Origin of the sequence: Alcaligenes faecalis (assembly GCF_009497775.1) — a bacterium.
GTDB classification, from domain to species: Bacteria; Pseudomonadota; Gammaproteobacteria; order Burkholderiales; family Burkholderiaceae_B; genus Alcaligenes; species Alcaligenes faecalis_D.
Window position 1 is genome coordinate 1,857,474 of the sequence record NZ_CP031012.1, and the last position, 25,030, is coordinate 1,882,503.

19 protein-coding genes, 1 pseudogene and 1 riboswitch are annotated in these 25,030 nt (G+C 56.9%); of the genes and pseudogenes, 6 read left to right on the forward strand and 14 right to left on the reverse strand.

Annotation, left to right across the window (positions count from 1 at the left end):
- Positions 1–34: 34 nt before the first annotated feature.
- The 7 genes from DUD43_RS08645 to DUD43_RS08675 all read right to left on the reverse strand — a co-directional run bounded on the left by DUD43_RS08645 (position 35) and on the right by DUD43_RS08675 (position 8,160).
- Positions 35–970, reverse strand: a complete 936-nt coding sequence (locus tag DUD43_RS08645) for a helix-turn-helix domain-containing protein (RefSeq protein WP_153229958.1) — start codon at positions 968–970, stop codon at positions 35–37.
- A gap of 249 nt (positions 971–1,219) precedes the next feature.
- Positions 1,220–1,831: a superoxide dismutase gene (locus DUD43_RS08650; RefSeq protein WP_153229959.1), complete on the reverse strand. Its 612-nt coding sequence runs from the start codon at positions 1,829–1,831 to the stop codon at positions 1,220–1,222.
- Positions 1,832–1,885: 54 nt separating this feature from the next.
- On the reverse strand, positions 1,886–2,365 hold the full coding sequence (locus DUD43_RS08655) for a hypothetical protein (protein ID WP_042480069.1): 480 nt from the start codon (positions 2,363–2,365) through the stop codon (positions 1,886–1,888).
- 303 nt (positions 2,366–2,668) lie between these two features.
- Positions 2,669–4,102, reverse strand: a complete 1,434-nt coding sequence (locus DUD43_RS08660; protein WP_153229960.1) for a hypothetical protein — start codon at positions 4,100–4,102, stop codon at positions 2,669–2,671.
- A 245-nt stretch (positions 4,103–4,347) separates the two neighbouring features.
- Positions 4,348–6,270 carry a PIG-L family deacetylase gene (locus tag DUD43_RS08665; protein ID WP_153229961.1) on the reverse strand — a complete coding sequence of 641 codons (1,923 nt, stop codon included), beginning with the start codon at positions 6,268–6,270 and terminating at the stop codon, positions 4,348–4,350.
- Between the two features lie 167 nt (positions 6,271–6,437).
- Positions 6,438–7,601, reverse strand: coding sequence for an NnrS family protein (locus tag DUD43_RS08670; protein ID WP_153229962.1), 1,164 nt, complete (start codon positions 7,599–7,601; stop codon positions 6,438–6,440).
- Positions 7,602–7,680: 79 nt separating this feature from the next.
- A complete protein-coding gene (locus DUD43_RS08675; RefSeq protein ID WP_153229963.1) occupies positions 7,681–8,160 on the reverse strand; it encodes a MarR family winged helix-turn-helix transcriptional regulator in 480 nt (159 codons plus the stop codon).
- Between the two features lie 413 nt (positions 8,161–8,573).
- Here DUD43_RS08675 and DUD43_RS08680 point away from each other — a divergent pair, with 413 nt between their 5' ends.
- Complete coding sequence (locus DUD43_RS08680; RefSeq protein WP_153229964.1) at positions 8,574–9,713, forward strand: FAD-dependent monooxygenase; 1,140 nt, start codon at positions 8,574–8,576, stop codon at positions 9,711–9,713.
- A gap of 267 nt (positions 9,714–9,980) precedes the next feature.
- The gene (locus DUD43_RS08685) at positions 9,981–11,297 is read left to right on the forward strand and encodes an MFS transporter (protein ID WP_153229965.1); all 1,317 of its coding nucleotides are present in this window, start codon (positions 9,981–9,983) and stop codon (positions 11,295–11,297) included.
- Positions 11,298–11,440: 143 nt separating this feature from the next.
- On the opposite strand, the gene DUD43_RS08690 is transcribed toward DUD43_RS08685, so the two are convergent.
- A complete protein-coding gene (locus DUD43_RS08690; protein ID WP_153229966.1) occupies positions 11,441–11,710 on the reverse strand; it encodes a hypothetical protein in 270 nt (89 codons plus the stop codon).
- A complete protein-coding gene (locus DUD43_RS08695) occupies positions 11,707–12,510 on the reverse strand; it encodes a YggS family pyridoxal phosphate-dependent enzyme (protein ID WP_153229967.1) in 804 nt (267 codons plus the stop codon). The genes DUD43_RS08690 and DUD43_RS08695 overlap by 4 nt, the downstream gene beginning before the upstream one ends.
- A 77-nt stretch (positions 12,511–12,587) precedes the next feature.
- Between DUD43_RS08695 and DUD43_RS08700 the strand changes: the two genes are divergently transcribed.
- Positions 12,588–13,895: an aminotransferase class I/II-fold pyridoxal phosphate-dependent enzyme gene (locus tag DUD43_RS08700; RefSeq protein WP_153229968.1), complete on the forward strand. Its 1,308-nt coding sequence runs from the start codon at positions 12,588–12,590 to the stop codon at positions 13,893–13,895.
- Between the two features lie 101 nt (positions 13,896–13,996).
- Here the strand turns inward: DUD43_RS08700 and DUD43_RS08705 are convergent, their stop codons facing one another.
- On the reverse strand, positions 13,997–14,866 hold the full coding sequence (locus tag DUD43_RS08705) for a DMT family transporter (RefSeq protein ID WP_153229969.1): 870 nt from the start codon (positions 14,864–14,866) through the stop codon (positions 13,997–13,999).
- 85 nt (positions 14,867–14,951) lie between these two features.
- Between DUD43_RS08705 and DUD43_RS08710 the strand changes: the two genes are divergently transcribed.
- The 3 genes and pseudogenes from DUD43_RS08710 to DUD43_RS19220 form a co-directional block, all read left to right on the forward strand.
- Positions 14,952–15,461 carry a MarR family winged helix-turn-helix transcriptional regulator gene (locus tag DUD43_RS08710; RefSeq protein ID WP_153229970.1) on the forward strand — a complete coding sequence of 170 codons (510 nt, stop codon included), beginning with the start codon at positions 14,952–14,954 and terminating at the stop codon, positions 15,459–15,461.
- A 39-nt stretch (positions 15,462–15,500) separates the two neighbouring features.
- Positions 15,501–17,168 carry a VRR-NUC domain-containing protein gene (locus tag DUD43_RS08715; RefSeq protein WP_153229971.1) on the forward strand — a complete coding sequence of 556 codons (1,668 nt, stop codon included), beginning with the start codon at positions 15,501–15,503 and terminating at the stop codon, positions 17,166–17,168.
- 797 nt (positions 17,169–17,965) lie between these two features.
- Positions 17,966–19,342 (forward strand): annotated as a pseudogene (locus DUD43_RS19220) (ATP-dependent DNA helicase); the annotation flags it as partial.
- On the opposite strand, the gene DUD43_RS08725 reads toward DUD43_RS19220, so the two are convergent.
- From DUD43_RS08725 to DUD43_RS08740, 4 genes are all read right to left on the reverse strand, one after another.
- The gene (locus tag DUD43_RS08725) at positions 19,287–20,648 is read right to left on the reverse strand and encodes a D-amino acid dehydrogenase (protein ID WP_153229972.1); all 1,362 of its coding nucleotides are present in this window, start codon (positions 20,646–20,648) and stop codon (positions 19,287–19,289) included. The pseudogene DUD43_RS19220 and the gene DUD43_RS08725 overlap by 56 nt on opposite strands.
- Positions 20,649–20,781: 133 nt before the next feature.
- Positions 20,782–20,869, reverse strand: a riboswitch (glycine riboswitch).
- Between the two features lie 92 nt (positions 20,870–20,961).
- A complete protein-coding gene (locus DUD43_RS08730; protein WP_153229973.1) occupies positions 20,962–22,032 on the reverse strand; it encodes an ABC transporter ATP-binding protein in 1,071 nt (356 codons plus the stop codon).
- The gene (locus tag DUD43_RS08735) at positions 22,029–23,795 is read right to left on the reverse strand and encodes an ABC transporter permease (protein WP_035267900.1); all 1,767 of its coding nucleotides are present in this window, start codon (positions 23,793–23,795) and stop codon (positions 22,029–22,031) included. The genes DUD43_RS08730 and DUD43_RS08735 overlap by 4 nt, the downstream gene beginning before the upstream one ends.
- 71 nt (positions 23,796–23,866) lie before the next feature.
- Positions 23,867–24,952, reverse strand: coding sequence for an ABC transporter substrate-binding protein (locus DUD43_RS08740; protein ID WP_080747931.1), 1,086 nt, complete (start codon positions 24,950–24,952; stop codon positions 23,867–23,869).
- Positions 24,953–25,030: the final 78 nt, after the last annotated feature.

Here is a 25,030-nt window from a genome sequence, read left to right on the forward strand (position 1 = left end):
CGCATGGCTTGAACGGCACCCCGGACTTTGTCGTTTAGTGGCAGAGTCCGGGCACCGCCGCCAGAATAGCGCCATGCATATCCGGCACATACCAATGATTCAGAGCCGCTTTGACAGCGGCTTCTGTTCGTCTGGTAATGCCCAGTTTGCGCAGCAAGGAGGTGACATGAGAATGCACGGTGCGCTCGCTTAAAAACAGGCTGGCTGCAATTTCCCGGTCGGTATAGCCCGTCACCAACCAGCCCAGCACCTGCATTTCCTTGGCGCTGAGCGCAGCAGGCAAGGGGGCGGGCACCAGTCGCACCAAGACATCCCCCTTGGGAAAGCGCTGCGCTTGCAGTCGATAGCTTCGTTTGCCTTCCAACCAGAACGCTTGCAAGGTTGAAGTTTCCTGGCCCATGAAGGACAGAGCTTTAGCTAAAGCAGGGCTGAACTGGGAAGCGTCAGAGAGCATGTCCTCACGCATGATCAGCCCGCCTGCCTGTGGCACCAGATGCAAGACAAGGCCGTTTTGCGAAACCATGTTCTGCATGGCATCTTCCAGCAAGATTTTTGCGCCCAGCGCCAGCGTACGGACATGGCGATTGAAGCTTCCTGGCTGTTGGGACGAGAAGTGAATCATCCCCAAATATGAATCCCCGCGTTGTAGTTCTACCGTCATTCCATCCTGAAACCCGCCACGCAGCAGGGCATCGGTATAGATGGCGGTACTGCGAAAAGGAGGGTCCATGGTGTCCGAACATTCGGAAATGGAGGGTGGCAGCAAATCGTGGGGAGAGGCCTGGGCCGTAAAGCCTGGTGCGTAGATCTGTGGAAAGCCCGTTCCCAAGGCAGAGGCACAGTTCAGGTTATAGCCTTCGCAATGCAATTCCAGATGCGTACGGCTTTGCGGTGCACAACCCAGAAGCTGCACTGCATCGAAGTGAAACAGGGAACGTAGGGATTGAATACGATCGCAGAGACTCAACATGATGGGGCCTAAGGACGAGTGTGGTAAGGGCGCTAACAATCAACATAGCGTTTGGTGATTGTTAACGCAATTGGGCCAAACCCAGGCTTGGAAGCGGGACTGAGTATGGATGTCTCCCCAAAGCAAAAACCCTCCAGAAGTGGAGGGTTGCTTGGAAAGGGCGACAAGCCAAAGCGTTTGACGCCACCTATTTCCGGGCAGGGAGATAGGGTTACGGCAGGTTGTAAAACGACAGGCTGTAAAAGCGCCTTATTTAACGGCTTCCAGATATCTTCTCAGCACTTCAGGCCAATTGATCACATTGAAGAAAGCTGCAATATATTCAGGCCGACGGTTCTGATACTTCAGGTAGTAGGCGTGTTCCCACACGTCCAGGCCCAGAATGGGCGTGTTGCCGTGCATCAGCGGGCTGTCCTGATTGCCGCTGCTCTCCACCACCAGTTTCTTTTCCGGGGTGACACTCAGCCAGGCCCAGCCACTGCCAAAACGCGAGATCGCCGCTTTGGTAAAGGCATCCTTGAATTTCTCGAAGCCGCTCAGATCCCGGTCTATGGCATGGGCCAGATCTTTGGGAATGGTGGTATCGGCATCGGGCGTCATGACGGTCCAGAACAAGCTGTGGTTGGCATGACCGCCGCCATTGTTGCGCACGACATTACGCAGGGATTCAGGCAAGGTATCCAGCCCGGCTACCAGCTCATCAATAGGCGGGTAGGGCAAGTTGGCCGCTTCCAGTGCCGCATTCAGATTATTGATATAGGTCTGATGATGTTTGCTGTAGTGAATCTCCATGGTCTGGGTGTCGATATGGGGCTCCAGAGCATGGTAGGCATAAGGCAGGGCAGGTAAGGTGTAAGACAAAACGCACTCCTCGATAAACCCCAGGCCGGTTGCGCCTGGGGGACAGAATGAAACTTAATGAGAAAAAGAGCGTTCCTGCGGGCTGACCGCCCCTAAGAACAGGGCAGAGCAGGTAGGGACATGATGGGGGTAGCGACGCGCATAGCGGGCCAGCTCGGCATAAGTGCGTCGGCTGTGCTGCCAGGCGGCCATGCGCCAGTCGTCGGCCAGGTGCGTATTGGCTGCCGCGCAGCACAGGGTTTCATGCGCCGTACACAGGTGCAGACCCTGTTCGTCGCTTTGACCCAGCTGCTCGCAGGCATCGGCCAGATTCAAATGAGCAATAACCCAGGCGGCAATGGTGGCGTCGGCCCCTTCACAAGAGCCAAACAGCAGCGGTTTTACATAAGCGCGGGCCTGTTGGTAGTGCGCGATGGCATCGGTGTAATTGTGGGATTGAAAGGCCTGGTTTCCCTGTGTGATCAAACTGCGCCAGGAGGCCAGTTCGTCGCGTTGGGTGAGAGCGTGTTGGGGCTGTTGTGCGAGTGTCTGCATGCATTGCTCCTGATAAAAGGTAGCGCATCAATAATGAAATTAATGATAATGATTTGCATTTATATTATCAAGGTAATCCAAAAAGCAAATCGTAAGCAGATCAAACGCCAGGCAAAAAAGGAGAGAGGGTACTTTTCAAAGCCAGTGTCGATGCGGCTTTGCGGGCAGGGAGAGCGTACTTAGGTGTATACCCTGAAGGGTGAAAACTCTTGCTCCAGATCAAGGCCAGGCTGGCCTTCGGGCAAGAAAAAAGGCTGAAAGCCCGGGAGCTTTCAGCCTTGATATCAGCTTGCCTGAATTGTCTTAGCGACGTTTCACCGACAGCTCATATTCCATGTCGCGGTCATAGCTGCCCAGGGACATGGCTTGTATTTCGTACTCGCCCACTTCCAGCTGAACTTCCAGACGAGCATTCAGATCGCCACCGCTATCGTCGTCTTCAGCCACTGTCTGGCCATTTTTACGCAAGGTCAGGTAGGTGTCGAAGGTAGGGGAGGTCATATCGATGACATAGCTGCCTGCCTGACGCACGGACAATTGGTAGCTGTCGCTGGTAATGCCTTGCAGCATCAAAGCCTGACGAGGCTCGCCCACGCGGATCACGCCACCGCCGGCATTTTCAGGAACGCCATCTTCGGAGGCCGACAGCACAAACAGGCCAGCCTGGTTGGAGCCGGAGATCTTGACCTTGTGTTCGCCAGCAGCCAGGACACCGCGTACGCGTTGTTGGCCGGCTTCATCGCCATACTGATTGGCGCTGGTGGAGTCCACTTCCAGTGTGGCCTGGAAGCCTTGGGCGTCCATTTGTACCGTCACCAGTTTGGGCTCAGCCAAGGTGAAGCTGTAGGTTTGGGTTTCGCCGGTAAACAAGCCGGTTTTGCCATCGCCGTCCAGTGTCAGGGTATCGCCATTCTTCAGTTCGATTTCGCCGGACATTTCTTCAGGCTTGATCTCCAGCGAGAAGCCGCCCTGGAAGTTTTGTGCGCCCATGGCCGAGCTAGCCTGAACAATGTATTCACCGGCTTTCAGGTACACCTGCAAGCGTGCATCGGTGCCGCCACCGCTGTCATCGTCCGAGGCCAGTTCCATGCCGCGACGATCCATCAGCTTCAGATAGGCGTCCATACTGTTTTGCTCGGCCTTCATGGCCAGGCTGTACAAGCCGTCCTTGTCGATATTCAAGCGGTAGCGCTTCTGGCCGCCCAGTGCCCAGTCATGAATGGTCTGGTCTTGAGTCAAAGGCTCGCCGGTGTAGGCTTTCAGAGTGTCGACGACAACCTGGAACGGACCGTAGGCGCTGGTGTTGAAACCGCTGACAACCACTTGGTAGGTGTCGTTGAAATCAGCCTTGAAGCCCAGTGTGGTGGCCTGGCCTTTGGTCTCGCTCTCGGGGCAGTCCTCGCAGCGCTGAGTACGTGTTACCAGCTCGCCGTTGCGCAGCACGCTGATTTGCGGGCGCAGGGGGCCGCTCACGCTGATCTTGATGATCTGGCCGGCTTCAGCCTTTACATCAAACAGGCTGCTGCGTACGCCATCGCTCAGGTTCAAAAAGCTCTTGCTGGTCAATTCGCCAGAGACGGATTGGCCCAATACCAGGGTTTGAGCAGCACCGATGCTGCTGGGGGCGCTGCTGATCGGGCTGCTTGCCGGTACGGGTACGTTTTTGGCGTAATAAATCGCGCCACCGGCGCCGATGACGACGCCCAACAGGGCTGCAAATAAGGTAGTTGGCTTCATGATCTCTGAAGAGTAGCTAAAAGAGTAAGGCACCGATAAGCCGGCGGCCGTTAGCGGGCGATTGTACTGGAGCTGAGAGAGCCAGCGCACGCTGTTGCAACAAGATACTACGGTATGGGTCTTGATTCCGGGTTTAGGGCCGGGGCGTGGATCAATAACTGGATTCGCTTCTTGGCCCGGCTTTGCTCTGGAAGCCCGGCTCGTGCTTGCGTACTTTGTTACGTTTTAAAGGGCTAATTCGGGCCTCAAGGCTGCACATAGGGTTGGGTGATGAAGGCGGGGGCTTCGCTAAAGGACTGTCCTCCTCCAGGGGGCGGGGCCTGCGTCAAGGCTACCTGCACCCACTTGCCATGACGGCGCTCCAGCAGTCGATAGCGCTGCAGGGGGCCGACGGGACGGCTGGCCAGATACAGCGTGCCGTTCAGTCTGTACAGAACGGGTTGCGAGGCGGATTGCTTGTCCACTTCCAGTTCCTGCCCCTGATCTAGCAGCACAATCGCGCCACCCGGACTCTTTTGAATCGCGACGACGACTTGCTCTTTTTCGCCCAGGCTCAGTGCGGGAGTGCCTACGTAGTTCAAACCCAGGTCTTGCGGGCGGGACCAGCTTTGCGCGTTGCCCTGGGTCAGGCGTTGCAAGTGCTGGCTTTGCCGATCGCGCATATACAGCTCTATATGGCCTTGGGCATTCAGGATGGACGCCAGTCCGCCGCTGATGGGGGGTACAGGAATCGTTTTCCAGGCCTGCCATTTCGAGTCGCTTTGCTGATAGGTCTGGAATAGCTGGCCTTGTAGATTGCTGGCGAAGACATGGGCGCGTCCCTGCGTATCCAGGCTAAGGGTCGCGGGGTAGGTGGCTTGCTCCAGTACTGGCAGAGCTTTCCAGGCACTCCAGCCGTAATCAGGCTGGCGGGCGGCGCTCCAGTAAAAACGACCATCGGTGCCCATGGCCAGAGCCTGGCTGTCGCGGCGGCTGACCACGGGGGTGTGCAGCACGCGCGGGCCGGGTATTTTTTGCCAGGCCAGCCAGTCGTCCTCATCCGGGGAGCGGCTGAACCAGACTTGTCCGGTTGCATCGCGTGCAAACAGGCCGGGGCTGCCGTCTGCGTACTGGAAGGCGCTCAAGGTATCCGCCGTGCGTCCGCCCAGAGTGGTCCAGCGCTGCGCCTGTACATCCCATTGATTGATGGCGTCGTTCTGTTCGCCCGAGGCGAAAAAGCTGAGCCTGCCTTCGCTGTCACTCAAGAGGCTGGCGGGATAGTCTGCGCGGCTGGTGTAGTAACTGCGTTGTACCCAGGCGGCGGCAGGGCCGGCCGGTTCCTGACACACTGCGGGGCCTTTGCAGGCATGTTGATCGTGCCAGGCATAGCGCCGGAAAATCTCGGTTTTGCTGTGGATTTCATTCAAGGTCAGATTGCGGGCCTGCTCTTGAATGGGGTAGTCCACATAGCCAATTTGCGCGTAATTGCCGGGGGCGGCCAGCATGGCTTCCCGAACCAGGCGGGCGCTGGCGATATGGTCCGGGTGCCCGTGTCCGGTGCAACGCCAGCACAGCTGGGTATAAGGCACGGGATTGGTGTCGTCCAGATAGCGAACGCTGGTGGGCCGATACAGGCGTATCAGGGCGGCCAGTGTTTGAACCAGTTGCTCGCGGTTCAGCGTCTGTTGTGGGCTATCCAGTGTTTGTACGGTTTGGCCCGGCACGGATTCTGCACGGCTCAAGGGCGTCAGGCTTCCCCAGCCGGGGCCCAGCCACGGGTCTTGCAGACGCAAATGACTAAGCTGAATGCCGGGTCTGGCTCGCAAGGTAAATTGCGTGATCGAGGCACTGCCCACCATCAAGCGGGTTTGCTGCCATTCATTGACCAGCCCCGCCATATAAGCATAGGCGGCGCGCACCCCTTGTTCGCGGCTGTACATATATTCCAGCCCGCCTTTGCGTTCGCTGGCGGTTAGATACAGAACCTGCATGCAGGCACCGGCCTGGATATTGCTGGACAGGTCCGGGTTCATGAACAGCAGGTCGTCATCCATATGGCCTACAACGACCAGATCCCGGCTGCCATGGCAGGCATCAGCGGCCTGGGCAGAAAGCGGCAAGAGTACAGCACACAGTCCGCCAAGCAGAATGCGTTTCAGGAAGGGGCCAGCCGACAAGGCAAGAGACATGGGGATGAGAGCGCGGAATAAACAAGGATCAGAACGATCCGTCCTGCGTTGCTTGCAGAGGGTGCAAGCAACGTGCCTGCTTAGTATAAGCAGGCACTGTCAGGCAGAAAATAAAGATAAACGGCGCCAGGGACTTTGTTTTTTAAAGTGTGGCGCCGACGCTGCGATCAGTTCAGTCGGGGGCGAATCAACATGGGGGCAAACTGATGCAGGTAATTGAGCATGGCCAGAATCCAGCACAGGCCCGCGGCATGCAGCAAAGGCAGGCTCCAGCTGCTGGGGACCAGGGCCAGCAAACGCAAGACACAGGCGGCAATCAGGAAACCGTAACCCAGCACCACTTTGGGTGTGGCACGCAAGGGGCGGCCCAAATGACCCAGAGCGGTACGGGTCAGCATGCCGATAATCATTACGCTAAAACCGGCCAGACCCACAATATGCACCGGCCAGGCAGCGCGCAGAATCCAGCCTGCCTCATAGGCCGCCGCGCTGAGCAGACCCAGTGCCAGACCGGCATAGCCCAGGTACAGAATCCATAGCAGCGGCGTATTGCGGCTGGCCCAGGGCTTCCAGCGCAGCCACTGGAAGCAGGCGATCAAGCCCAAAGCGGCCAGAACAATGGCCAAAGGCAAACGCCAGGGGCTAAGCGACAAGGCAATGGCAATGGCACTTAAACCCATTTGCCAATGGCCGCTGCGAGTTTGCGCAGGCAGGCTCAGGCCCGGCAAGGCACGCATGGCAAAGAAGGGGATGATGCGACGGGCAATCAGCAAGGTGATCAAGCCCATGGTCCAGAAGCCGCTGTAGAAGTAGGGCATGGGATCTTGCCCTTGCATCAGGCTGTACATGAACAGGGCATGGCTAAGGCCCAGGGCCAGCATCGCAAGGGGAATGCCGTAATTGCGCTTGTTGCGGGCGATCAGAATGACACGGGCCAGTTCAGCCGCGGCAATGGCAAAGAAGAGGGCATCGAGCAGCAATGCCGCCATCAGGCCATTGGGAAGCAGCAGGCTGAAGCGCGCCAGAATCCAGATCAGACACAAGGCGCCCAACGAGGGGCCGCGCAGAGTGGGCTGTCCCGTCCAGGTAGCGCTGGCGGTCAGCAAAAAGCCCACGGCAATCGTGCCGATAAAGGCCCAGAGCATTTCATGGGCATGCCAATACAGGGAAGGGATGGCCGCATTGGCCAGCCAGCCGGGCGTATAGAGCCAGAGCGCAATGCTGGCAGCGCCCCAAAGCGTGGCTAAAAGATAAAGGGGACGAAATCCCAGTTCCAGGAATGCGCGCCATTCTGGGCGGGTAGAGGCGGGGGAGGCAGTCAAAGGAGTCATGGCAGATCAGTTATAAGATGTATTTTAAATATATCTTAAAGGCCGAATAAAACATAGTCTCTTCAAGTGATGTTCGGCCTTATTCTTTGTCGTTCATATCCAGGGTGCTGTCTATCATTTTGCGTAGCAGATAGACGATGGCCACGCGTTCTGCGGGGTTCAGATTGCCCATGGTCAGTTCGCTGATGGTATGGGCACGGGGAATGACGCGATCGAGCAGGTCCAGTCCTTCCTGGGTCAGCTCCACAATGACCTTGCGTCTGTCGTCCTTGTCCGGTGCCAGTTCAATCAGATCGCGCGATTTCAGGCGCTGAATAATGCCCCGTATGGTGGCCTGGTCGACCGCCGTGGCCTCGACCAGCTCGGTTTGCGAGCTGGGGCCGTGGTCGCGCAGCGCACAGAGAGTCACGAACTGAATAGCGGTTAGCTGGGTGTCGCCCACGTAATGCTGAAAGATGGCCGTATGTCGTTGGCCCGCCTTGCGCAGCAGGTGGCCGATTTGTTCGGTGACATCGTAGGACAAGGTTTGAGGCTCAGAAACGGGGGAGGTAGGCTGCATAGTCTTTCTGTCTTGTTGTGGAATGGGCAGGCCAGTTGCGTAACAACTGGGCAAGTATACCTGTCCAGGGGCCTGTCCACGCCTGATCCAGATCAGTTCTTTCGTATTTAAAGCATCTGCTGTTTCAGGGTGTGCACCGCAATAAATGAGTCTACACACTGTTAAATCTGAAAATTAAATAAATTTGATGCCTGGATATTCAAGGCTTGGTTTTGTTTTGATTTTTTCTTTTAACTTATTGATATTGCTGTTTTAAAACCTTGTTAAAAGCTGCTTTTCTAGTCATTTAAATTAGCTTTAGGTAGGTATAAACCCTAGCTCAATCACCTGTTTTCATGCTTAAACTTAGTGTGTACACTACTAAAAAACATGTGGTGAGCACTTTTAATGAGTGCCGTGATTTGGAGCTAACGATGGAAAAAACAGTCAAGATTGCGATTGTAGGGGCCGGTCTTGGCGGAGCCGCTGCGGCGACTCTGTTGCAGCAAGCTGGCTTTGAGGTAGAAGTATTTGAACAGGCGCCAGAATTCTCGCGTTTGGGTGCCGGTATCCACGTGGGCCCCAACGTGATGAAGATTTTCCGCCGCATGGGTCTGGAAAAAGCACTGGACGATATGGGTTCGCACCCTGATTTCTGGTTCAGCCGTGATGGCGAAACGGGCGACTACCTGTCCCGTATCCCTCTGGGTGAATTTGCCAAGAAAGAATACGGTGCGTCGTACATCACTGTGCACCGTGGCGATATGCACGCCTTGCAAATCGACAGCATCAAGCCGGGTACCGTGCACTTTGGCAAGCGTTTGCAAAACCTGGTGGAACGCGAAGAGGGCGTGCTGCTGGAATTTGCGGATGGCACCAGCGTGACCGCTGACATTGTGATTGGTGCCGATGGCATTCACTCCAAAATCCGCGAAACCCTGCTGGGCGTAGAAGACCCGATTTACAGCGGCTGGGTGGCACACCGTGCCCTGATCCGTGGCGAAAATCTGGCCCGCTTTGCCGACGAGTTCGAGGACTGTGTGAAATGGTGGACAGACGACCGTCACATGATGGTGTACTACACCACCGGCAAGCGCGATGAATACTACTTTGTGACTGGTGTGCCACATCCCGCCTGGGATTTCCAGGGTGCGTACGTAGACAGCTCGCAAGAAGAGATGCTGGCCGCATTTGAAGGCTATCATTCCACGGTTCAGAACCTGATCAAATCCACCGAAAGCATTACCAAGTGGCCCTTGCGCAACCGTAATCCACTGCCTTTGTGGAGTCGTGGTCGTCTGGTCATGTTGGGCGATGCATGTCACCCCATGAAGCCACACATGGCTCAAGGTGCTTGCATGGCCATTGAAGATGCCGCCATGTTGACTCGCTGCTTGCAAGAGACTGGCTTGTCGGATTTCCGTACCGCCTTCGACCTGTACGAAAGCAACCGCAAAGAGCGCGCGACTCGTGTTCAGTCCGTGTCCAACGCCAATACCTTCTTGCGCACGCAAGAAGATCCGGCCTGGGTTTACGGCTACGACCTGTACGGTCAGGACCTGAAGTCCAGCTAAGCAGTGCACTGCGCTGAACCCGGGAGCGATCCGGGCTCGGCGCATCACTCTGATCGGGTCCCGCTGTGCCTGACCTCTCTATAGATAGAGCAGGGCATGTGCAGTCGGGAGTCACCGCTGATACATCATTCTTCATCTGTAAACGGTCTGCAGCCCAATGGGGGGAATGCGGACGCGTTCAGGGCCCTGCTGTGTTCTGTCAGGCGCTGTTATCAGGCAGTTTTCTGGTTCACCAGGCATACCAATAATTATCTGGAGATATACAAGGTGCATTCATCCATCCAAAGTCCCACGGCTGTGCCTGCAGGTCGGGACGGAAACGGAGATCTCTACAAGAAGATCGTCTGGCGTCTGATCCCATTTCTGTGCTTTTGTTATTTGGCTGCTTATCTGGACCGCATCAACGTAGGTTTCGCCAAGCTGCAAATGCTCGATCATTTGCAGTGGAGTGAAACGGCGTACGGCCTGGGTGCGGGCCTGTTCTTTCTGGGCTACATCCTGTTTGAAGTACCCAGCAACCTGATTCTGGAACGTGTGGGCGCCAAGCTGTGGATTGCCCGCATCATGATTACCTGGGGTTTGCTCTCCGGCCTGACCATGTTCGTCACCACACCGACGCAGTTCTACATTCTGCGTTTTGTCCTGGGTGCAGCAGAAGCCGGTTTCCTGCCAGGTGTGTTGTACTACCTGACCCTGTGGTTCCCCACTTACCGACGCGGCAAGATCATCGCCTTGTTCATGATTGGTTTGCCTTTGTCCAGCGTGATTGGTGGTCCTTTGTCCGGCTGGATTATCGGTCACTTTGATCACATGAACGGCTGGCGCGGTTGGCAGTGGCTGTTCTTCCTGGAGGCGGTTCCTAGTGTCTTGCTCGGTATCCTGACCTTCTGGGCCTTGCCAAACAACTATCAGTCCGCGAAGTGGCTGAGCAATGAAGAAAAGTCCCTTCTGGCCGCTGACCTGGCTGCCGACGATGCCGAAGGCAAGGGCGTCAAGCACAGCTTTAAAGATGGCTTCTTCAATCTGAAAGTATGGATGCTGGGCGGGATCGACTTCTCCATTCTGTTGGGTACGTACTCTATCAGCTTCTGGATGCCGTCCTTTATCCGTGCGGCGGGTGTGCAGGATCCTTTCCAGATTGGTTTGATGACGGCTATTCCATCGCTGGCCGGTGTGGTGGGCATGTTGATGATTGGTGCCAGCTCGGACCGTTGCCGTGAACGTCGTTGGCACCTGATCGTGCCGCTGACCATCGGTGCAATTGCCCTGGTTGCCAGTACCTTTGTGGCGCATCACGCCTGGTTGACTGTTCTGGCCTTTACCGTGGCTTCGGCCGTGATTATGGGTGCGGTACCTGTGTTCTTCAGCTTGCCAGCAACCTTCCTGAAAGGTACGGCTGCAGCAACCGGTTTTGCTCTGGCTTGCTCGCTGGCCAATATTGCCGGTCTGGTCAGCAACTCCCTGATTGGTTGGGTGACCGACCTGACAGGTTCGGGCAGCGCCGCTCTGTGGCTGTTTGCTGGTAGTCTGATGGTGAGCTGCTTGTTGGCTTTCGCCTTGCCAGCCAAACAGGTGAACCGCTAAGTTGCCGTTTGCTCCTGTCGTCTGAAACACAAAAAACATACCCGGTTAACAGCCGGGTATGTTTTTTTTATGGTTGCGGCGTCTTGGGTACGCCGCTTTGCCGAACCACGGTGTTAGGCTTGTGACCTGAACACCAATCAGGTTCAGGCAGTAACTTTGCTGCCCTGTTGCAACCAGGCTTGCAAATCCACGGTTTCGTACAGAACCTGTGCGCTGAGCACGCGCAAACCGTGCGGGCCGCTATCCAGAATGCGGTGTTCGCCTTTGGCTTGTTGCAGTTCCAGTTCGCTGTCAGGCAGCGTCATCAGGTGGCGGGCTACGGTAATCAGCTGCTCGGGTGGACAGCAGGGGCTGGACTCAAAGTGTCCGACTTCTTTACCGTTTTGGCGGATGATCAGGCGTAGTGGATTCATGATGTTGTTGCCGTATCGGAGACGGGCCAGTAAAAGTTGTTGGGCGTGGCGCGTGCACCAAAAATGGCTTGTCCAACGCGCACAATCGTGGAGCCTTCGGAAATAGCGACTTCATAGTCACCCGACATACCCATGGACAACTCACGGATGTTTTCAGCGTGGGGAATGTCGTTGCGCAACTGATCACGCAAATTGCGCAGCAGGGCAAAACAAGGCCGTACCCGTTCCGGGTCAGCGTCCATCAAGGCCAGGGTCATCAGACCTTTGACTTTCAAGGCAGAGAACTGTGGTAATTCGCGCACAAAAGCGTGCACTTCTTCAGGTGGCAAACCGAACTTGCTGTCCTCGCTGGAGGTGTTCACCTGCACGAAAACGTCCAGACTGCGGCCTTCAATTTGCAGGCGGCGGTCCAGTGCTTCAGCGGTCTTGAGCTTGTCCAGCGCATGAAATTCAGAGGCAAAGCGTGCAACGGACTTGGCTTTATTGCTTTGCAGGTGTCCAATAACAGCCCATTCCAAATCCGGCAGTTCTTCGCGCAGGGCTTCGTACTTGCCTTCGGCCTCTTGCACCTTGTTCTCGCCCAGCAAGCGGCAACCGGCCTGGTAAGCCAGGCGGATGCGGTCAATCCCGAAGGTTTTGCTGACGGTGAGCAAACGTACATCACCAGCGGCACGCCCGTAGCGCACGCAGGCAGCATCAATTCTTTGTTGTACCAGGGCAATGCGTTCCCGAAATGCCTCTACACTGGTGGAGGTGGGATAATGCTCGGTGTGAAGTAGATCAGGGGCGGATTCGGACATGGCGCACCAGTAAGGAAGAAAAAAAAGATAAACTCGACCCTGCGGGTCGCGCATAAACTATTATGTCATAGGTCAAAATGAATATCCAGGGAAGCAATGCGAAGGAACTTTTCGATGATATCCGACAGCAAGTGGCACTGGGGCGAATTGCTCCGGGCCAGATTTTGCCGCCGGTACGCGAATTGGCTCAAACACTGGGCTTGAACCGGAATACGGTTGCCCTGGCATACAAGCGCCTGGTCTCCGCCGGGGTGGCCGATGCACAAGGCCGTCGCGGGACACGGATTCGTGAAGCAATCCGGGAGCTGGCGCGGGAAGGGCATGGTGCCAGCTCGGCCTTGCAGGATCTGGCCAGCGGTAATCCGGCGCTGGGCTATTTGCCGGCTCCTACTCAATTGACAGCCGGGGTGCGTGGCCAAACCCAGGCTTTGTATGGTGCCGACCCCTTGGTGCCTGAATTGCGTGCCGTATGTCAGCAGGTGTTCCATAAAGACACGCCCTCAGAAACCGATTACCACGTCAGCTACGGTGCGGTCGATGCGATCGAGCGTTTGCTGCAAGCCTTTTTGCTGGCGGGCGATAAGGTCGGGATTGAAGACCCAGGTTACCTGAATAGCATTAATTCCGTGCACACGCTGGGCTACAAGCCAGTAGGCATTGCGGTTGATAGCGAAGGGATTGTGCCGGCCTCGCTGGAAGCGGCTTTGGAAGATGGTCTGCGCGCCCTGATTCTGACTCCACGTGCGCATAACCCTACGGGATGTTCCCTAAGCCGTGCCCGCGCCAAGCAGATCGAGCAAATCCTGAAGCAGTATCCCGAATTGCTGTTGATGATTGACGATCACTTCTGGATGCTGGCCAGCAGTCCTTACCGAAACGTGATTCCTGCCGATCATTTGCGTTGGGCCTTGATCCGTTCGGTGTCCAAAGGCTTGGGCCCGGATTTGCGTGTTGCCCTGGTGGCTTCAGACCTGCAAACCAGCGAACGCTTGTCGCAGCGTCTGGCTTCGGGAGCTCAATGGGTCAGCCATCTGTTGCAGCAAATGGTGGTGCACGGGCTGACGGATGCCGACATCAAGGCGCAGACTCGTGTTGCACAAGCTGCTTATGTACAGGCTCGTGCCGATCTGATGCAAGCCCTGAAAAAGCAGAGCATTCCTTTTTGGGATAGCGAGGAAGGCTTCAATCTGTGGATTCCGCTGGATCGGGAAGCCGAGCCGGTATTGGCAGGATTGGCTGCACGTGGCTGGCTGGTTCGATCCGGACAAGTCTTTGGGGTGAGCAATCCCGCTCAAGGCTTGCGTGTCAGCTTTGCGAATCTGGATGCCAAAGACGCCCAGCGCTTTGCAACCGATTTGGCTCAAGTTCTGCAAGAACGCTATTAGTCACTATCTTGCTGCTTCTAGCGGAGTAGCAAGATAGTGAACTCTCTTATGCGCCCATCCAGATTGTTAAAAGGGGCGCTATTTTTATGGGCGCAAGGTTCTTATTTGGCGGGGCGATTGCTGATCCACTGCACTGCCAGCACACTACCCATCACCAAAATGATGCCCAGCAGGCTGGAGCCTGTCATGGCTTGCCCCAAAATCAGCCAACCCAGAATCACGGCGGTCAAAGGGCTAAGCAGACCCAGCGAGGACACGGCCACAGACGGCAGAACAGCAATCCCGCGGAACCACAGGGTATAGGCCAGCAGTGCACCGACCAGACACAGGTAAAGATAGCCGCCGATTTGCACGCCGCTCAAGGAACTGTCCAACGGCGGGTCCAGCCACAAGGCCAGAGGGGCCAGCATCAGGCCACCCAGCATCAATTGCCAGGCCGTAAAGGCCAGAATCGGCATGCCGCTACGCCAGCGATGTGACAAGTACGTGCCCATAGCCATGCACAACGCCCCGACAATCGCCGCGACCATGCCCCAGGTATCCCATTGGCTCTCTGGTGATAACAGCAAAATGCCCATGCCGACAATGCCGATCATGCAAGCGACTAAAGCCATGGTGACCGGGCGTTTGCCTTCCAAAGCCCAGGCCAGGGCAATCACCACCAAGGGTTGAGCTGCACCTACAACAGCCGCCAAGCCACCTGGCAGGCGGTAGGCGGCCACGAATAGCAGCGCCTGAAAGGCACCGATATTCAAGGCTGCCAGAATTAGGGTACGACCCCAGTCGCCTCGGGCAGGCATGCGTCGGCTCCACAAGAGCAGCATCACCCCAGCGGGAAAACAGCGCAAAAAGGCCGCGATAAAAGGGCGGTCGGGCGGCAGGATTTCTGTGGTCACAATGTAGGTGGAACCCCAGATGGCGGGGCCCAGGGCGGTCAAGGCCGTCACCAGCCAAAGAGAAAGTCGGTTCATGATGAAAGTATCTTGATATCGAGATAAATGCCAGTGTAGGGTTGAATTATCTTAATATCAAGATAAATATCGAAATCGAGAAATCATGAGCGAAAAACACGACGCGGTAGACCTGATCATCAATCAGTGGCGCGAACAACGGCCAGACTTGCAGAACCTGGACGCCATGGCCTTGCTGGGCCGCATGACGCGCTGCTTCCAGCTGGTCCAAAAGCAAATGAGCGAGAACTTCAGGCGTCATGGCCTGCAGTTGGGCGAGTTTGATGTGCTGGCCAGCCTGCGCCGTTCCGGCCCGCCGTACACCTTGGCACCCACCGCTTTGTTTTCCACCTTGATGGTCAGCTCCGGCACCATGACGCATCGTTTACAGGGTCTGGAAAAGCAGGGCTTGATCGAGCGCATTGCCGACCCGGAAGATGCCCGCCGTATTCTGGTGCGCTTGAGTCCTGCAGGTTTGGCCTGTGTGGATGCGGTTGTGGTGGACCATTTGGCCAATGAAGAAAATTTGCTGGAAGGTCTGGATGCCACGCAGCGGCAAAGTCTGGATACCTTGTTGCGCGACTGGATGCGCTTGTTGGAGTCGCGCCCGGCTTGAAGGAATGCTAAAGTAGCTGGATATATACACAGCCTACTTATGACTCCGCCAGAGCTTCCTCCTTTTTACTATCTGCATAATTTCCATCAGGTTTTGCAGTGGGTACAGCACGCCAGTTCCGACCTGCTGGAGCCTGAACACGTCCAGTGCGGCCATCGTTTTGTGCATGCGTCCCAGCCTGCGCAAGCCCTGTTGGTGCGTTTGCTGATGCGTAAAGGCCCGGTGTTCCGTATCGACAAGCTGCGTTATGCCGAGATCGACAACCTGGATGCGGCAGTGCAAGAACTGGCGGCTTGTGAACTGATAGAAACGGATCCCGAGCTGGATCTGGAAACCTTGTTTGCCGTCCATACAGTACCCGAGCTGCGCCGCTTGTTCAGTGATCTGCCAGCCACCGGGCGCAAGTCGGACTATCTGGAATGGATTGGGCAGGCTCATGGCGAACAGGCTCGGCCTTTTACGCAGTGGTGTGCCGATCCACTCCTGCAAGCCCCCACACTGCGTCTTTCACCGCAGGTCATGCATTGGGCGCAGCGTTTGCAATTGCTGTTTTTTGGCAATCATTACCAGGACTGGTCCGAGTTCGTACTGAGCGATCTGGGCTTGTATCGCTACGAAACCGTGGTTCTGGATCAGGCCAGCCGGGCGTTTCGCCACAATGAGGACGTGCGCCTGTATGAAACCTTGTCCGAACTACGTGACGCACAGGACGAAGCTGATCCAGAGCTGTGGGCCCAGCGCTTTGCCGCCGTTCAGGCGGTTGAGACGGACAGCGACTGGCTGCAACGACGCAAGGCAAAGACCCTGTTTCAACTAGGCCAGCAAGCCGAACGCCAACACTGGTGGCCCTTGGCCGAGCAAGCTTACTTGCAGACAAGCTGGCCCGGAGCCCGTTACCGTCAATTGCGTGTGCTGGAGCGTCAGGACAAGCATCAAGGAGCCTGGCCCCTGTTCTGTCAGGCCTGGGACCAGCCCGAAAATGAAAGCGAAACCCAGAAGTTGCTGCGTATGCTGCCCCGCATGCGTCGCAAGCTGGCGGTAGAGGCACCGCCCAGTTCGCCGTCCAATAAACCGGCAAGCCGCACACAACGTAGTGATCTGGTTTTGTTTGATGATGGCAATCGGGTCGAGTCGCAGGTATTGGCTCATTGGGACAGCCCCTTGGCTCCGGTGTTTTACGTAGAAAACGCCTTGTTCCCGGCCTTATTGGGCTTGTTGAGCTGGGATGCTATTTTCGCTCCCTTGCCCGGCGCATTTTTCCACCCTTATCAAGCCTGTCCGGCTGACTGGGGGAACCCGGACTTTGTCTCACGCAGGCAGAGCTTGTTTGATCAGTCTTTAAGCGTGCTGGACGGCGCAGACTATAAAACCGTGATCTGGCAGCGCTGGCAGGAAAAGCGTGGCATACAGTGCCCCTTGCTGATCTGGCCTGCCTTGGATGAATCCTTGATCGAGCAGGCCTTGCATTGCATCCCCGCCCAGCACTTACAACTGGTGTTCAAGCGTATCTTGCAGGATTGGCGGGACAACCGTTCGGGATTGCCGGATTTGGTGCGCTTCATGCCTGCCCAGCAAAGCTATGAATTGATTGAAGTAAAAGGCCCCGGAGACCGCTTGCAGGACAATCAGCGGCGTTGGTTAAGTTATTTCGAGCAGCACGCCATCCCTGCGCGTGTCTGCTATGTAACCCGGCCTGAATCCCCATGAAAGCCTGGACGGTAGGCGTACGCGCTTTATGTGAATTTACCGCCCGCAGCGGGGATCTGGACCTGCGTTTTACGCCTGCGGCTACGGCGCAGGAAGGTATCCTGGGCCACCAGCAGTTAAAGCTGCGTCGCCCCGAACACTATGAAGCCGAAGTACCACTGTCGCATGAGATGGAAGGGCTATTGGTGCGTGGCCGGGCCGATGGATTTGATCCCGTCGGCAATTGCCTGGAAGAGCTGAAAACCTATCGGGGTGCTTTTGATGCCATCCCCGAGCACCATAGACGCCTGCATCAGGCGCAAGCCAAAGTCTACGCTGCCATCTTGTGCCAGGAGCGCGATTTGCCGGGGATGACAGTCAGCGTGGTGTATTACCACGTGGACAAGCACAAAGAGACCAGCATCTCCGAGTATCTGGAGCGCGCGGATCTATGGGCCTTTTTTGAGCAGCAATGCCGCGCTTATGTAGCGTGGGGGCGGCAGGAGCAAAAGCACAGGCTGGCACGCGATCAGGCTTGTACAGCCCTGCAGTTTCCCTATGAGCAGTTTCGTGCGGGTCAGCGGCAACTGGCCGTAGCCGCGTTCCGGGCACAGCGTGATGCACAGTGTCTGTTAGCCCAGGCGCCCACGGGTATAGGCAAAACCTTGGCAGTCGTATTCCCCGGCCTGAAAGCCATGCCCGAGGCTGGTCTGGACAAGCTGTTTTATCTGACGGCTAAAAACTCGGGTCGGCAAATGGCGCTGGACGCCTTGCAGCGCTTAAGCCCGGAAGGTGAGGGCGCGTGGCGGGTGCTGGAAATGGTGGCGCGCGACAAGCAGTGCCCCAATCCGGATAAAGCCTGCCATGGTCAATCCTGTCCGCTGGCCGAAGGTTTTTACGATCGTCTTCCCGCTGCCCGTCAGCAGGCTCTGGAGCAGCCCATGCTGACTAGCCAGCGCTTGCAACAAGTGGCCAGCGAACACCAGGTCTGCCCCTATTACTTGAGCCAGGAAATGCTGCGCTGGGCAGACGCCATTGTGGGCGATTACAACTACTTTTTCGACACGCATGCGGTGCTGTATAGCCAGACCCTGGTCCAGCAATGGCGCAGCGCTGTTCTGGTGGACGAGGCTCACAATCTGGTAGAACGCGCCCGTTCCATGTATTCCGCTTCCTTCTCGCAAGTGCAGCTACGCATGGCGCGTAAAGCCGCGCCTTCAGCTTTGAAGCGTCATTTCGCTCCCTTGACTCGCTTGATGGATGACTTGATACCCGAAGAAGGTGGCGATCAATGGGGGCTGGAAAAAATCCCGGAGGACTTGCTGGAGCAGTGCGAATACCTGGCCGCGCGTTTAGGGGCTTATGTGGCTGAGAACCCCATGCCGCAAGACAGTCCCTTGCTGCAGTTTTATTTTGAGTTGCTGTACTTTGTGGACCTAGCCGGACAGTTCGGCTCGCATTCCTTGTTTGATATTTTGGCGCAGCGTGATGGCGTACTGCTGAACTTGCGCAATATCGTGCCTGCTCCATTTCTGGCCGAACGCTATGGCGATGCGCACGGTGTGGTGCTGTTCTCCGGCACCATGAACCCCTCACAGTTTTATCGTGATGTCTTGGGTTTGCCGCCAGGCACGGCTGAGTTGAATGTGGCATCTCCTTATCGGGCCGAGCAGTTGCGGGTACGCCAATATGCCGGTTTGTCCACGCGCTATGCCGACCGGGCCCAGAGCCTGAGCGGGGTCTGCGATATTGTCGGGCAGGCCTATCAGGAGCAGCCGGGCAACTATCTCTTGTTCTTGAGCAGCTTTGATTATCTTGAGCAGGTCAGCCAGGCTTTGCAGGAGCGCTGGCCGGATATGCCGCTTTGGCATCAGCAACCGGGCATGAGCGATCTGCAAAGAACGCAGTTTCTGGACCGCTTTACGCTGGACGGGAAGGGAGTGGGTTTGGCAGTACTGGGTGGGGCGTTTTCAGAAGGGGTGGATTTACCCGGTAAACGCTTGATCGGTGCTTTTATTGCCACCTTGGGTTTGCCGCAATTCAACCCGGCCAATGAGTCTGTGCGGCAAGTCATGGCCCGGCTCTTTGGGGAGCGGCGGGCCTATGACTATACCTATCTGTATCCGGGGCTACGCAAGATTACACAGGCCGCGGGTCGTGTGATTCGCGATGAACAGGATCAAGGTTTTGTGTATCTGCTGGACGAGCGCTATGGGCAGCGGCGGGTGCAGCAGCTGCTGCCGGACTGGTGGCAAATTGAGCAGGTGCGGACTGACGCTCGTTCTGAGCAATTACCTCGGTAATGATTTGCGCGGTGGCGGCTGACAGTGTCCAGCCCAGATGACCGTGGCCGGTGTTGTAGTAGACGCCAGGGCGGCTGCCTGCTTTTACGCGCGGCATCATGTCCGGCATCATGGGACGCAAACCTGCCCACGGTACGACACGGTCAGTAGCCGCATCGTGGAAGTTGCGACGGGTCCAGTTGGTCAGCGGGGCGATACGGTCGGCGCGAATGTCCTTGTTGGCGCCGTTGTATTCTGCTGTGCCGGCCACACGCAGGCGGTCTTTGCCCAGGCGGCTGGTCACAATCTTGGCTTCTTCATCCAGCAGGCTGACCCAGGGGGCGGCATGTTGGGCTTCGGGCGTATCCAGATACACCGAGATCGAATAGCCTTTGACGGGGTAGATATTGATGTAGTCACCCAGCATATGAGCCAAGTGACGGCTGCCCACGCCAGCGCACACCACCAAGGAATCGACAGACAGCGTATGAGTGTGGGCCTCAGCGCCTTCACCGGTACGCAGCTGGATACGGTGTGGAGGGCCGCAATCAATACCCAGAACTTCCGTATCTTGCAGGAACTTCACGCCGCGTTTGGCGCATGCATCGGCCAGACCGCGTGTGTATTTGTGAATATCGCCCGTGGCGTCCGAAGGTGTAAAGAAACCGCCGTAGTAAGTGCCTTGCAAGGCAGGTTCGATCTGGTGGATTTCTTCGTTGGTAACGGTACGGCGCTCCAGACCACCTTTTTGCAGCAGCTGGCTGACTTTCTTGCCAGACTCAAAGCCGCCGGGGGTGTGGTAGATGTGCAGAATGCCGCGCTGCTCCAGGTCGAAATCAATGTTTTCGTCCTTGGCCCATTGGTACAGATTCTCGCGGGCGGTAATGGCCAGCTTGACGGTGTCTATGGTGTTGCGCTCGTAACCGGAAATCGCGCCCACAAATTGCGCCATCCAGCTGTATTTGTGCCAGCTTGGCTTGGGGTTGAACAGCAGTGGGGCGTCCTTGCGCATCATCCACTTCAAGCCCTTCAAAATGGTGCTGCGGCTGTTCCAGACTTCGGCATTGCACGCGGACAACTGCCCGCCGTTGGCGAAGGAGGTTTCCATCGCGGGGTAGCGCAGGCGGTCGATAACGGTAACTTGATAGCCTTTCAGGCTGAGGGCGTAGGCGGTGGTGATTCCGGAAATACCGGCGCCAATGACGGCAATATGCGACATAACAGGCTCCTGACAGGTGAATTACCACCGAATAGTGGCAATACCCCATCTGTCCTGTGACCTGAGAGTTTATCCAACCGATGTTTCAGGCTGGGCTCCTTCGGTGGGCGTCATGCGCCGCTCTCCAGAGTGTCGGGCTGGTACGATCCTTTTGCCTGAGAGATTCCGGGGTGGTTGCTCCGTCGGCGCCTGACTGAACAGGTCTCTTTCATACCGCCTGTAGTGACGCGACTACATTAGCTGTGCTTACAAAAGTATGCAATCAGGGTAAACCGGGAGCTGCTGGGGGCAACTCCCGGTTTGAGGCTGTGGATCAGGAGGGGTAAATCCACAGCTTGGAGGGTGGCAATTGCAGGTGATGCACGCCACTGGGCAGGGGCTCGGGGCCGAAAGCACGCAAGGTGCCGGCAGACGGGTCTGCCATGCGGAATACGTGTTCCCACTTGTCGCCCAGGTACATGCTGGTGGACAGCTGCAACTGCAGCGTATCGGGGCCGGGCTGCGCATTCAGTTGCACTTGCTCGACTCGAATCACGGCGGTGGCTTGCTGCCCGGCGTTCAGGGGAGCGGCGGCATGGCCCCACAAGTCCCAGCCGGGCCCGCTCAGGCGAATTTGCTGATCACGCTGTTCCGTCACCTTGCCTTGCAGACGGTTGTTTGAACCCATGAACTCTGCGGTGTACAGGGTCTTGGGATTGCTGTAGACCTCTTGCGGAGTGCCTTGCTGCTCGATTTCGCCACCGTTCAGCAACAGGATCCGGTCTGAAATCGCCATGGCTTCCGCCTGGTCATGGGTCACCATCAAAGCGGACAGGCCCATCTCCACAATCAGCTCGCGCAGGAACACGCGGGCTTCTTCACGCAGCTTGGCATCCAGGTTGGAGAGCGGCTCGTCCAGCAAAATCACAGGCGGGTTATAGACCAGGGCACGTGCAATGGCGACACGTTGCTGTTGCCCGCCAGAAAGCTGGCTGGGGTAGCGCTCGCCCAGACCCTTCAAGCCCAGTTGGTTCAGAATGGCATCCACTTTCTGGCGGCTTTCCGCTTTGGGTGTTTTGCGCAGCGTCAGTGGGTAAGCCACGTTGTCCTGCACCGTCATGTGCGGCCACAAGGCGTAGGACTGGAACACCAGACCCAGATTGCGGGCTTCGGCGGGCAGGTCGATACGCTTTTGCGAGTCGTACAGCACGTCATCATTGATGGCGATACGGCCCTGGGACGGCTGCTCCAGCCCGGCAACAGCGCGCAGCAAGGTGGTTTTACCACTGCCCGAGGCACCCAGCAGGGACACCACTTCGCCTTTGTTCAGGCTCATGGAGACGCCTTTCAGGACGGGGTTGCGGTCGTAGGCCAGGTGGATATTTTCTACAGTCAGCTCGGTCATCGTAGTTTCACTCCGAAGCGCAATGCGATGGTCAGGCCAATGACCACCAACACGATATTGATAAAGGACAGGGCAGCCACAATGTCGATCGCACCCGTGGCCCACAGGGACACCAGCATGGAACCAATGGTTTCCGTACCGGGTGTCAGCAAGTACACGCCGGTGGAGTATTCCCGCTCGAAAATCAGGAACATCAGCAACCAGGAGCCAATCAGGCCGAATTTCGCCAAGGGCAGGGTGATCTGGCGTGTGACCTGACCGGGACGGGCACCCGTACTGCGGGCCGCTTCCTCCAGTTCAGGACCTACTTGCAGCAAGGTGGAAGAGATCAGGCGCAAGCCATACGCCATCCAGACCACGCTGTAGGCCAGCCACACACTGAAGATGGTGCTACGCAGGGCACGCATGGGACCGACGACCGAACCTCGCAGCCATTCCGCCATGGGCAGTACTGACAGCCAGCCGTTTTCCAGGGACTGGTCCAGCCACATGGGCACGAACAGGAACATCCACAAGAACGCCAGACCAGCCAGCAGACCGGGCACCGCGCGCGGAACCAGCACGCTGTAGTCCAGGAAGCGGGTGATGCCGTCTGGCTTGCGGTGCATGGCCAGACCGATAAAGGTGTAGCAGATCACCGCCAGGGCACCACCAAATACACCAATTGCGATCGAGTTCAAAATGGCGCGCAGCAGGTTGGCTTGGCCAAAGACTTGTCGGAACGCATCCAGAGACAGCACGTCCATCAGCGACACGCCAATGCCCCAGTTGGACACAAACGCACGCAGCACCACGCCAACAACCGGCACGATCACGGTAAAGAACAGCCACAGCGCAACCAGTGTGGCAGCCGCCCAGCGCCAGCGGCCCAGTGGCAGCGAGCGAGCTTGGGAAGCCTTGCCCTTGACGGTCACAAAGCGGTTGGCGGTACGCATCAGACGGCGTTGCAGCATCACCAGAGGAATGGTCATGGCGATCAGAATCACGGCAACCGCAGCCATCAGGTGATAGGAGGGGATGCCCAGCTTGTTGGTCAGTTTGTACAGGTAGGTGGCCAGGACCAGATGGCCTTCGGGGTCACCCAGCACCAGCACCAGACCAAACACTTCCAGACCCAGGAAAAACAGCAGCACGCAGGCATACAGAATGGCCGGGCGAACCATGGGCAGGCTGACCGAGCGCATTACTTGCCAGGGGCTGGCACCGGCGCTACGGGCGGCTTCTTCCACATCCGAACCCATGCTGCGCAGAGCGGAGGAAATGTACAGGTAAGCGTGTGGAACGTGTGTCAGACCGGCAATGATGACAATGCTGGTGAAGGAATAAATGTTCCAGGGCACAAAACCGATCAGGTCCAGCGTCCAGGTGGAGAAGAACCCGACAGGCCCGGCGGCAACAATGTAGCCAAAGCCCAGCACCATGGGGGAGACAAAAATGGGGACCAGAATCAGCGGTTCAATCCAGGTACGGCCAGGCAAATCGGTACGCACCATCAGGAAGGCAAGAATGCCACCCAGGGGAATCGAGATACCGGCCAGTCCAAAGGCCATGATGAAACCGCTACCCAGGGCTTTGTAAAAGTCCGGGTCGTCGAAAATAAAACGGAAGGCATCCAGCCCCAGAGACTTGTCAGCCGCGAAAAAAGGGGCGGATAGCAGGCTTTGGATGATGATCAGGCTAAGCGGCACATAAATGGCCAGTGCCGTTATCAGAACAACGACATGGCGCGGCCAGGCCTGCCACCGAAGGCGTAAGGCTTGCATGATAAGGATTCCAGGCGGAAAAGAGGCGGGGTGGTGGCAGGGGCCACCACCCGATTCAAAGACGAGGCGTCTTACTTATTGGCGGCAGCGCGCCATTGCTTGATGAAGTCCAGACGTTCCTTTTGTTTCAGGAAGTCCAGCAGGGACGAATCTACTGGGATGGGGGTCAGTTCCACACCGGCCAGTTTCTTGGTCAGACCGTCCACGTCGTTATCGCCTTCCACGTCAGAGCGGATCGAGGCCAGTTCGGACTTGTTGGCCAGAATGTCCTGACCGTCTTTGGACAGCATGTAGTCCAGGAAGACACGGGCAGCGTTGGGGTTTTGTGCCTTGTTGCTGATGAACGCTACACGCGACAGGACCAGGGTGTAGTCAGAGGGGTACACAATCCCGATGGCCTTGTCCTTGGCAGCGCGGGTTTCTGCATACGAACCCAGCAGGTTGTAGCCGATCAGGTTTTCACCCGAGCTGACGCGCTCCATCATGGTGCCGGTGGACGATTGCAGAACCAGATTGGCCGAGCCTACGCCCTTGATGAAATCCCAGTAGCTGTCGCCTTTCTTGCTGTCCTGAGCGGCCAGCATGTAGCCCACAGCGGATTTCTCGATGTCGTAGGTGGTGACCTTGTTGCGGAAACGATCCTTGTCGCTTTCGACCAGCTTGGCCAGTTCAGCGTGAGTCTTGGGCACTTCCTCGGGTTTGATCAGACGGTTGTTGTAGATGAACACCGTAGGCTCGTAGGTGGTGCCGAACGCCTTGTTTTCCCAAACAGCCCAGCTGGGCAGGGAGGGGATTTCCGGGGAGGCGTAGCTGGCGGCGTAGTCCGTAGCCAGGCGCATGGCCGAATCCATGGACGAACTCCAGACCACGTCACCACTATTGCTGCCCGAAGCCTGTTCGCTGATGTAGCGGTTGTACAGCTCGGTGCTGTTCATGTCGTGGTATTCGACTTTGATCTTGGGGTTGGCCGCTTCAAAGGCGGAAATCAGCGGAGCGGCTGCCTTGGTATCGGTCGTGGAGTAGACGATGACCTTGCCTTCTTTTTCGGCGGCTTGCGCTTGATCGCCTTGAGCCCAGGCCGCTTGACCGGCAAGCATGCTGGCACTGAGTGACAGGGCTAGCAGGCTAAGGCGGCTAGGGATGGTGAATGCTGACATTCGAGTCTCCTTGGTTTCAGAGCCCCGTCATGATGCGGGGCTTTTTTGGGATCAATGTCATTCCATTGTGTTGACTCT

Excerpts from the sequence above, each read along its gene's own strand:
- DUD43_RS08680 (WP_153229964.1), top strand. The coding sequence starts at position 8,574 with ATGGAAAAAACAGTCAAGATTGCGATTGTAGGGGCCGGTCTTGGCGGA.
- DUD43_RS08675 (WP_153229963.1), bottom strand. The coding sequence starts at position 8,160 with ATGCAGCCTACCTCCCCCGTTTCTGAGCCTCAAACCTTGTCCTACGAT.
- DUD43_RS08705 (WP_153229969.1), bottom strand. The coding sequence starts at position 14,866 with ATGAACCGACTTTCTCTTTGGCTGGTGACGGCCTTGACCGCCCTGGGC.
- DUD43_RS08735 (WP_035267900.1), bottom strand. The coding sequence starts at position 23,795 with ATGCAAGCCTTACGCCTTCGGTGGCAGGCCTGGCCGCGCCATGTCGTT.
- DUD43_RS08710 (WP_153229970.1), top strand. The coding sequence starts at position 14,952 with ATGAGCGAAAAACACGACGCGGTAGACCTGATCATCAATCAGTGGCGC.
- DUD43_RS08715 (WP_153229971.1), top strand. The coding sequence starts at position 15,501 with ATGACTCCGCCAGAGCTTCCTCCTTTTTACTATCTGCATAATTTCCAT.
- DUD43_RS08660 (WP_153229960.1), bottom strand. The coding sequence starts at position 4,102 with ATGAAGCCAACTACCTTATTTGCAGCCCTGTTGGGCGTCGTCATCGGC.
- DUD43_RS08670 (WP_153229962.1), bottom strand. The coding sequence starts at position 7,601 with ATGACTCCTTTGACTGCCTCCCCCGCCTCTACCCGCCCAGAATGGCGC.
- DUD43_RS08700 (WP_153229968.1), top strand. The coding sequence starts at position 12,588 with ATGAATATCCAGGGAAGCAATGCGAAGGAACTTTTCGATGATATCCGA.
- DUD43_RS08645 (WP_153229958.1), bottom strand. The coding sequence starts at position 970 with ATGTTGAGTCTCTGCGATCGTATTCAATCCCTACGTTCCCTGTTTCAC.
- DUD43_RS08665 (WP_153229961.1), bottom strand. The coding sequence starts at position 6,270 with ATGTCTCTTGCCTTGTCGGCTGGCCCCTTCCTGAAACGCATTCTGCTT.
- DUD43_RS08695 (WP_153229967.1), bottom strand. The coding sequence starts at position 12,510 with ATGTCCGAATCCGCCCCTGATCTACTTCACACCGAGCATTATCCCACC.
- DUD43_RS08730 (WP_153229973.1), bottom strand. The coding sequence starts at position 22,032 with ATGACCGAGCTGACTGTAGAAAATATCCACCTGGCCTACGACCGCAAC.
- DUD43_RS08655 (WP_042480069.1), bottom strand. The coding sequence starts at position 2,365 with ATGCAGACACTCGCACAACAGCCCCAACACGCTCTCACCCAACGCGAC.
- DUD43_RS08725 (WP_153229972.1), bottom strand. The coding sequence starts at position 20,648 with ATGTCGCATATTGCCGTCATTGGCGCCGGTATTTCCGGAATCACCACC.
- DUD43_RS08740 (WP_080747931.1), bottom strand. The coding sequence starts at position 24,952 with ATGTCAGCATTCACCATCCCTAGCCGCCTTAGCCTGCTAGCCCTGTCA.
- DUD43_RS08690 (WP_153229966.1), bottom strand. The coding sequence starts at position 11,710 with ATGAATCCACTACGCCTGATCATCCGCCAAAACGGTAAAGAAGTCGGA.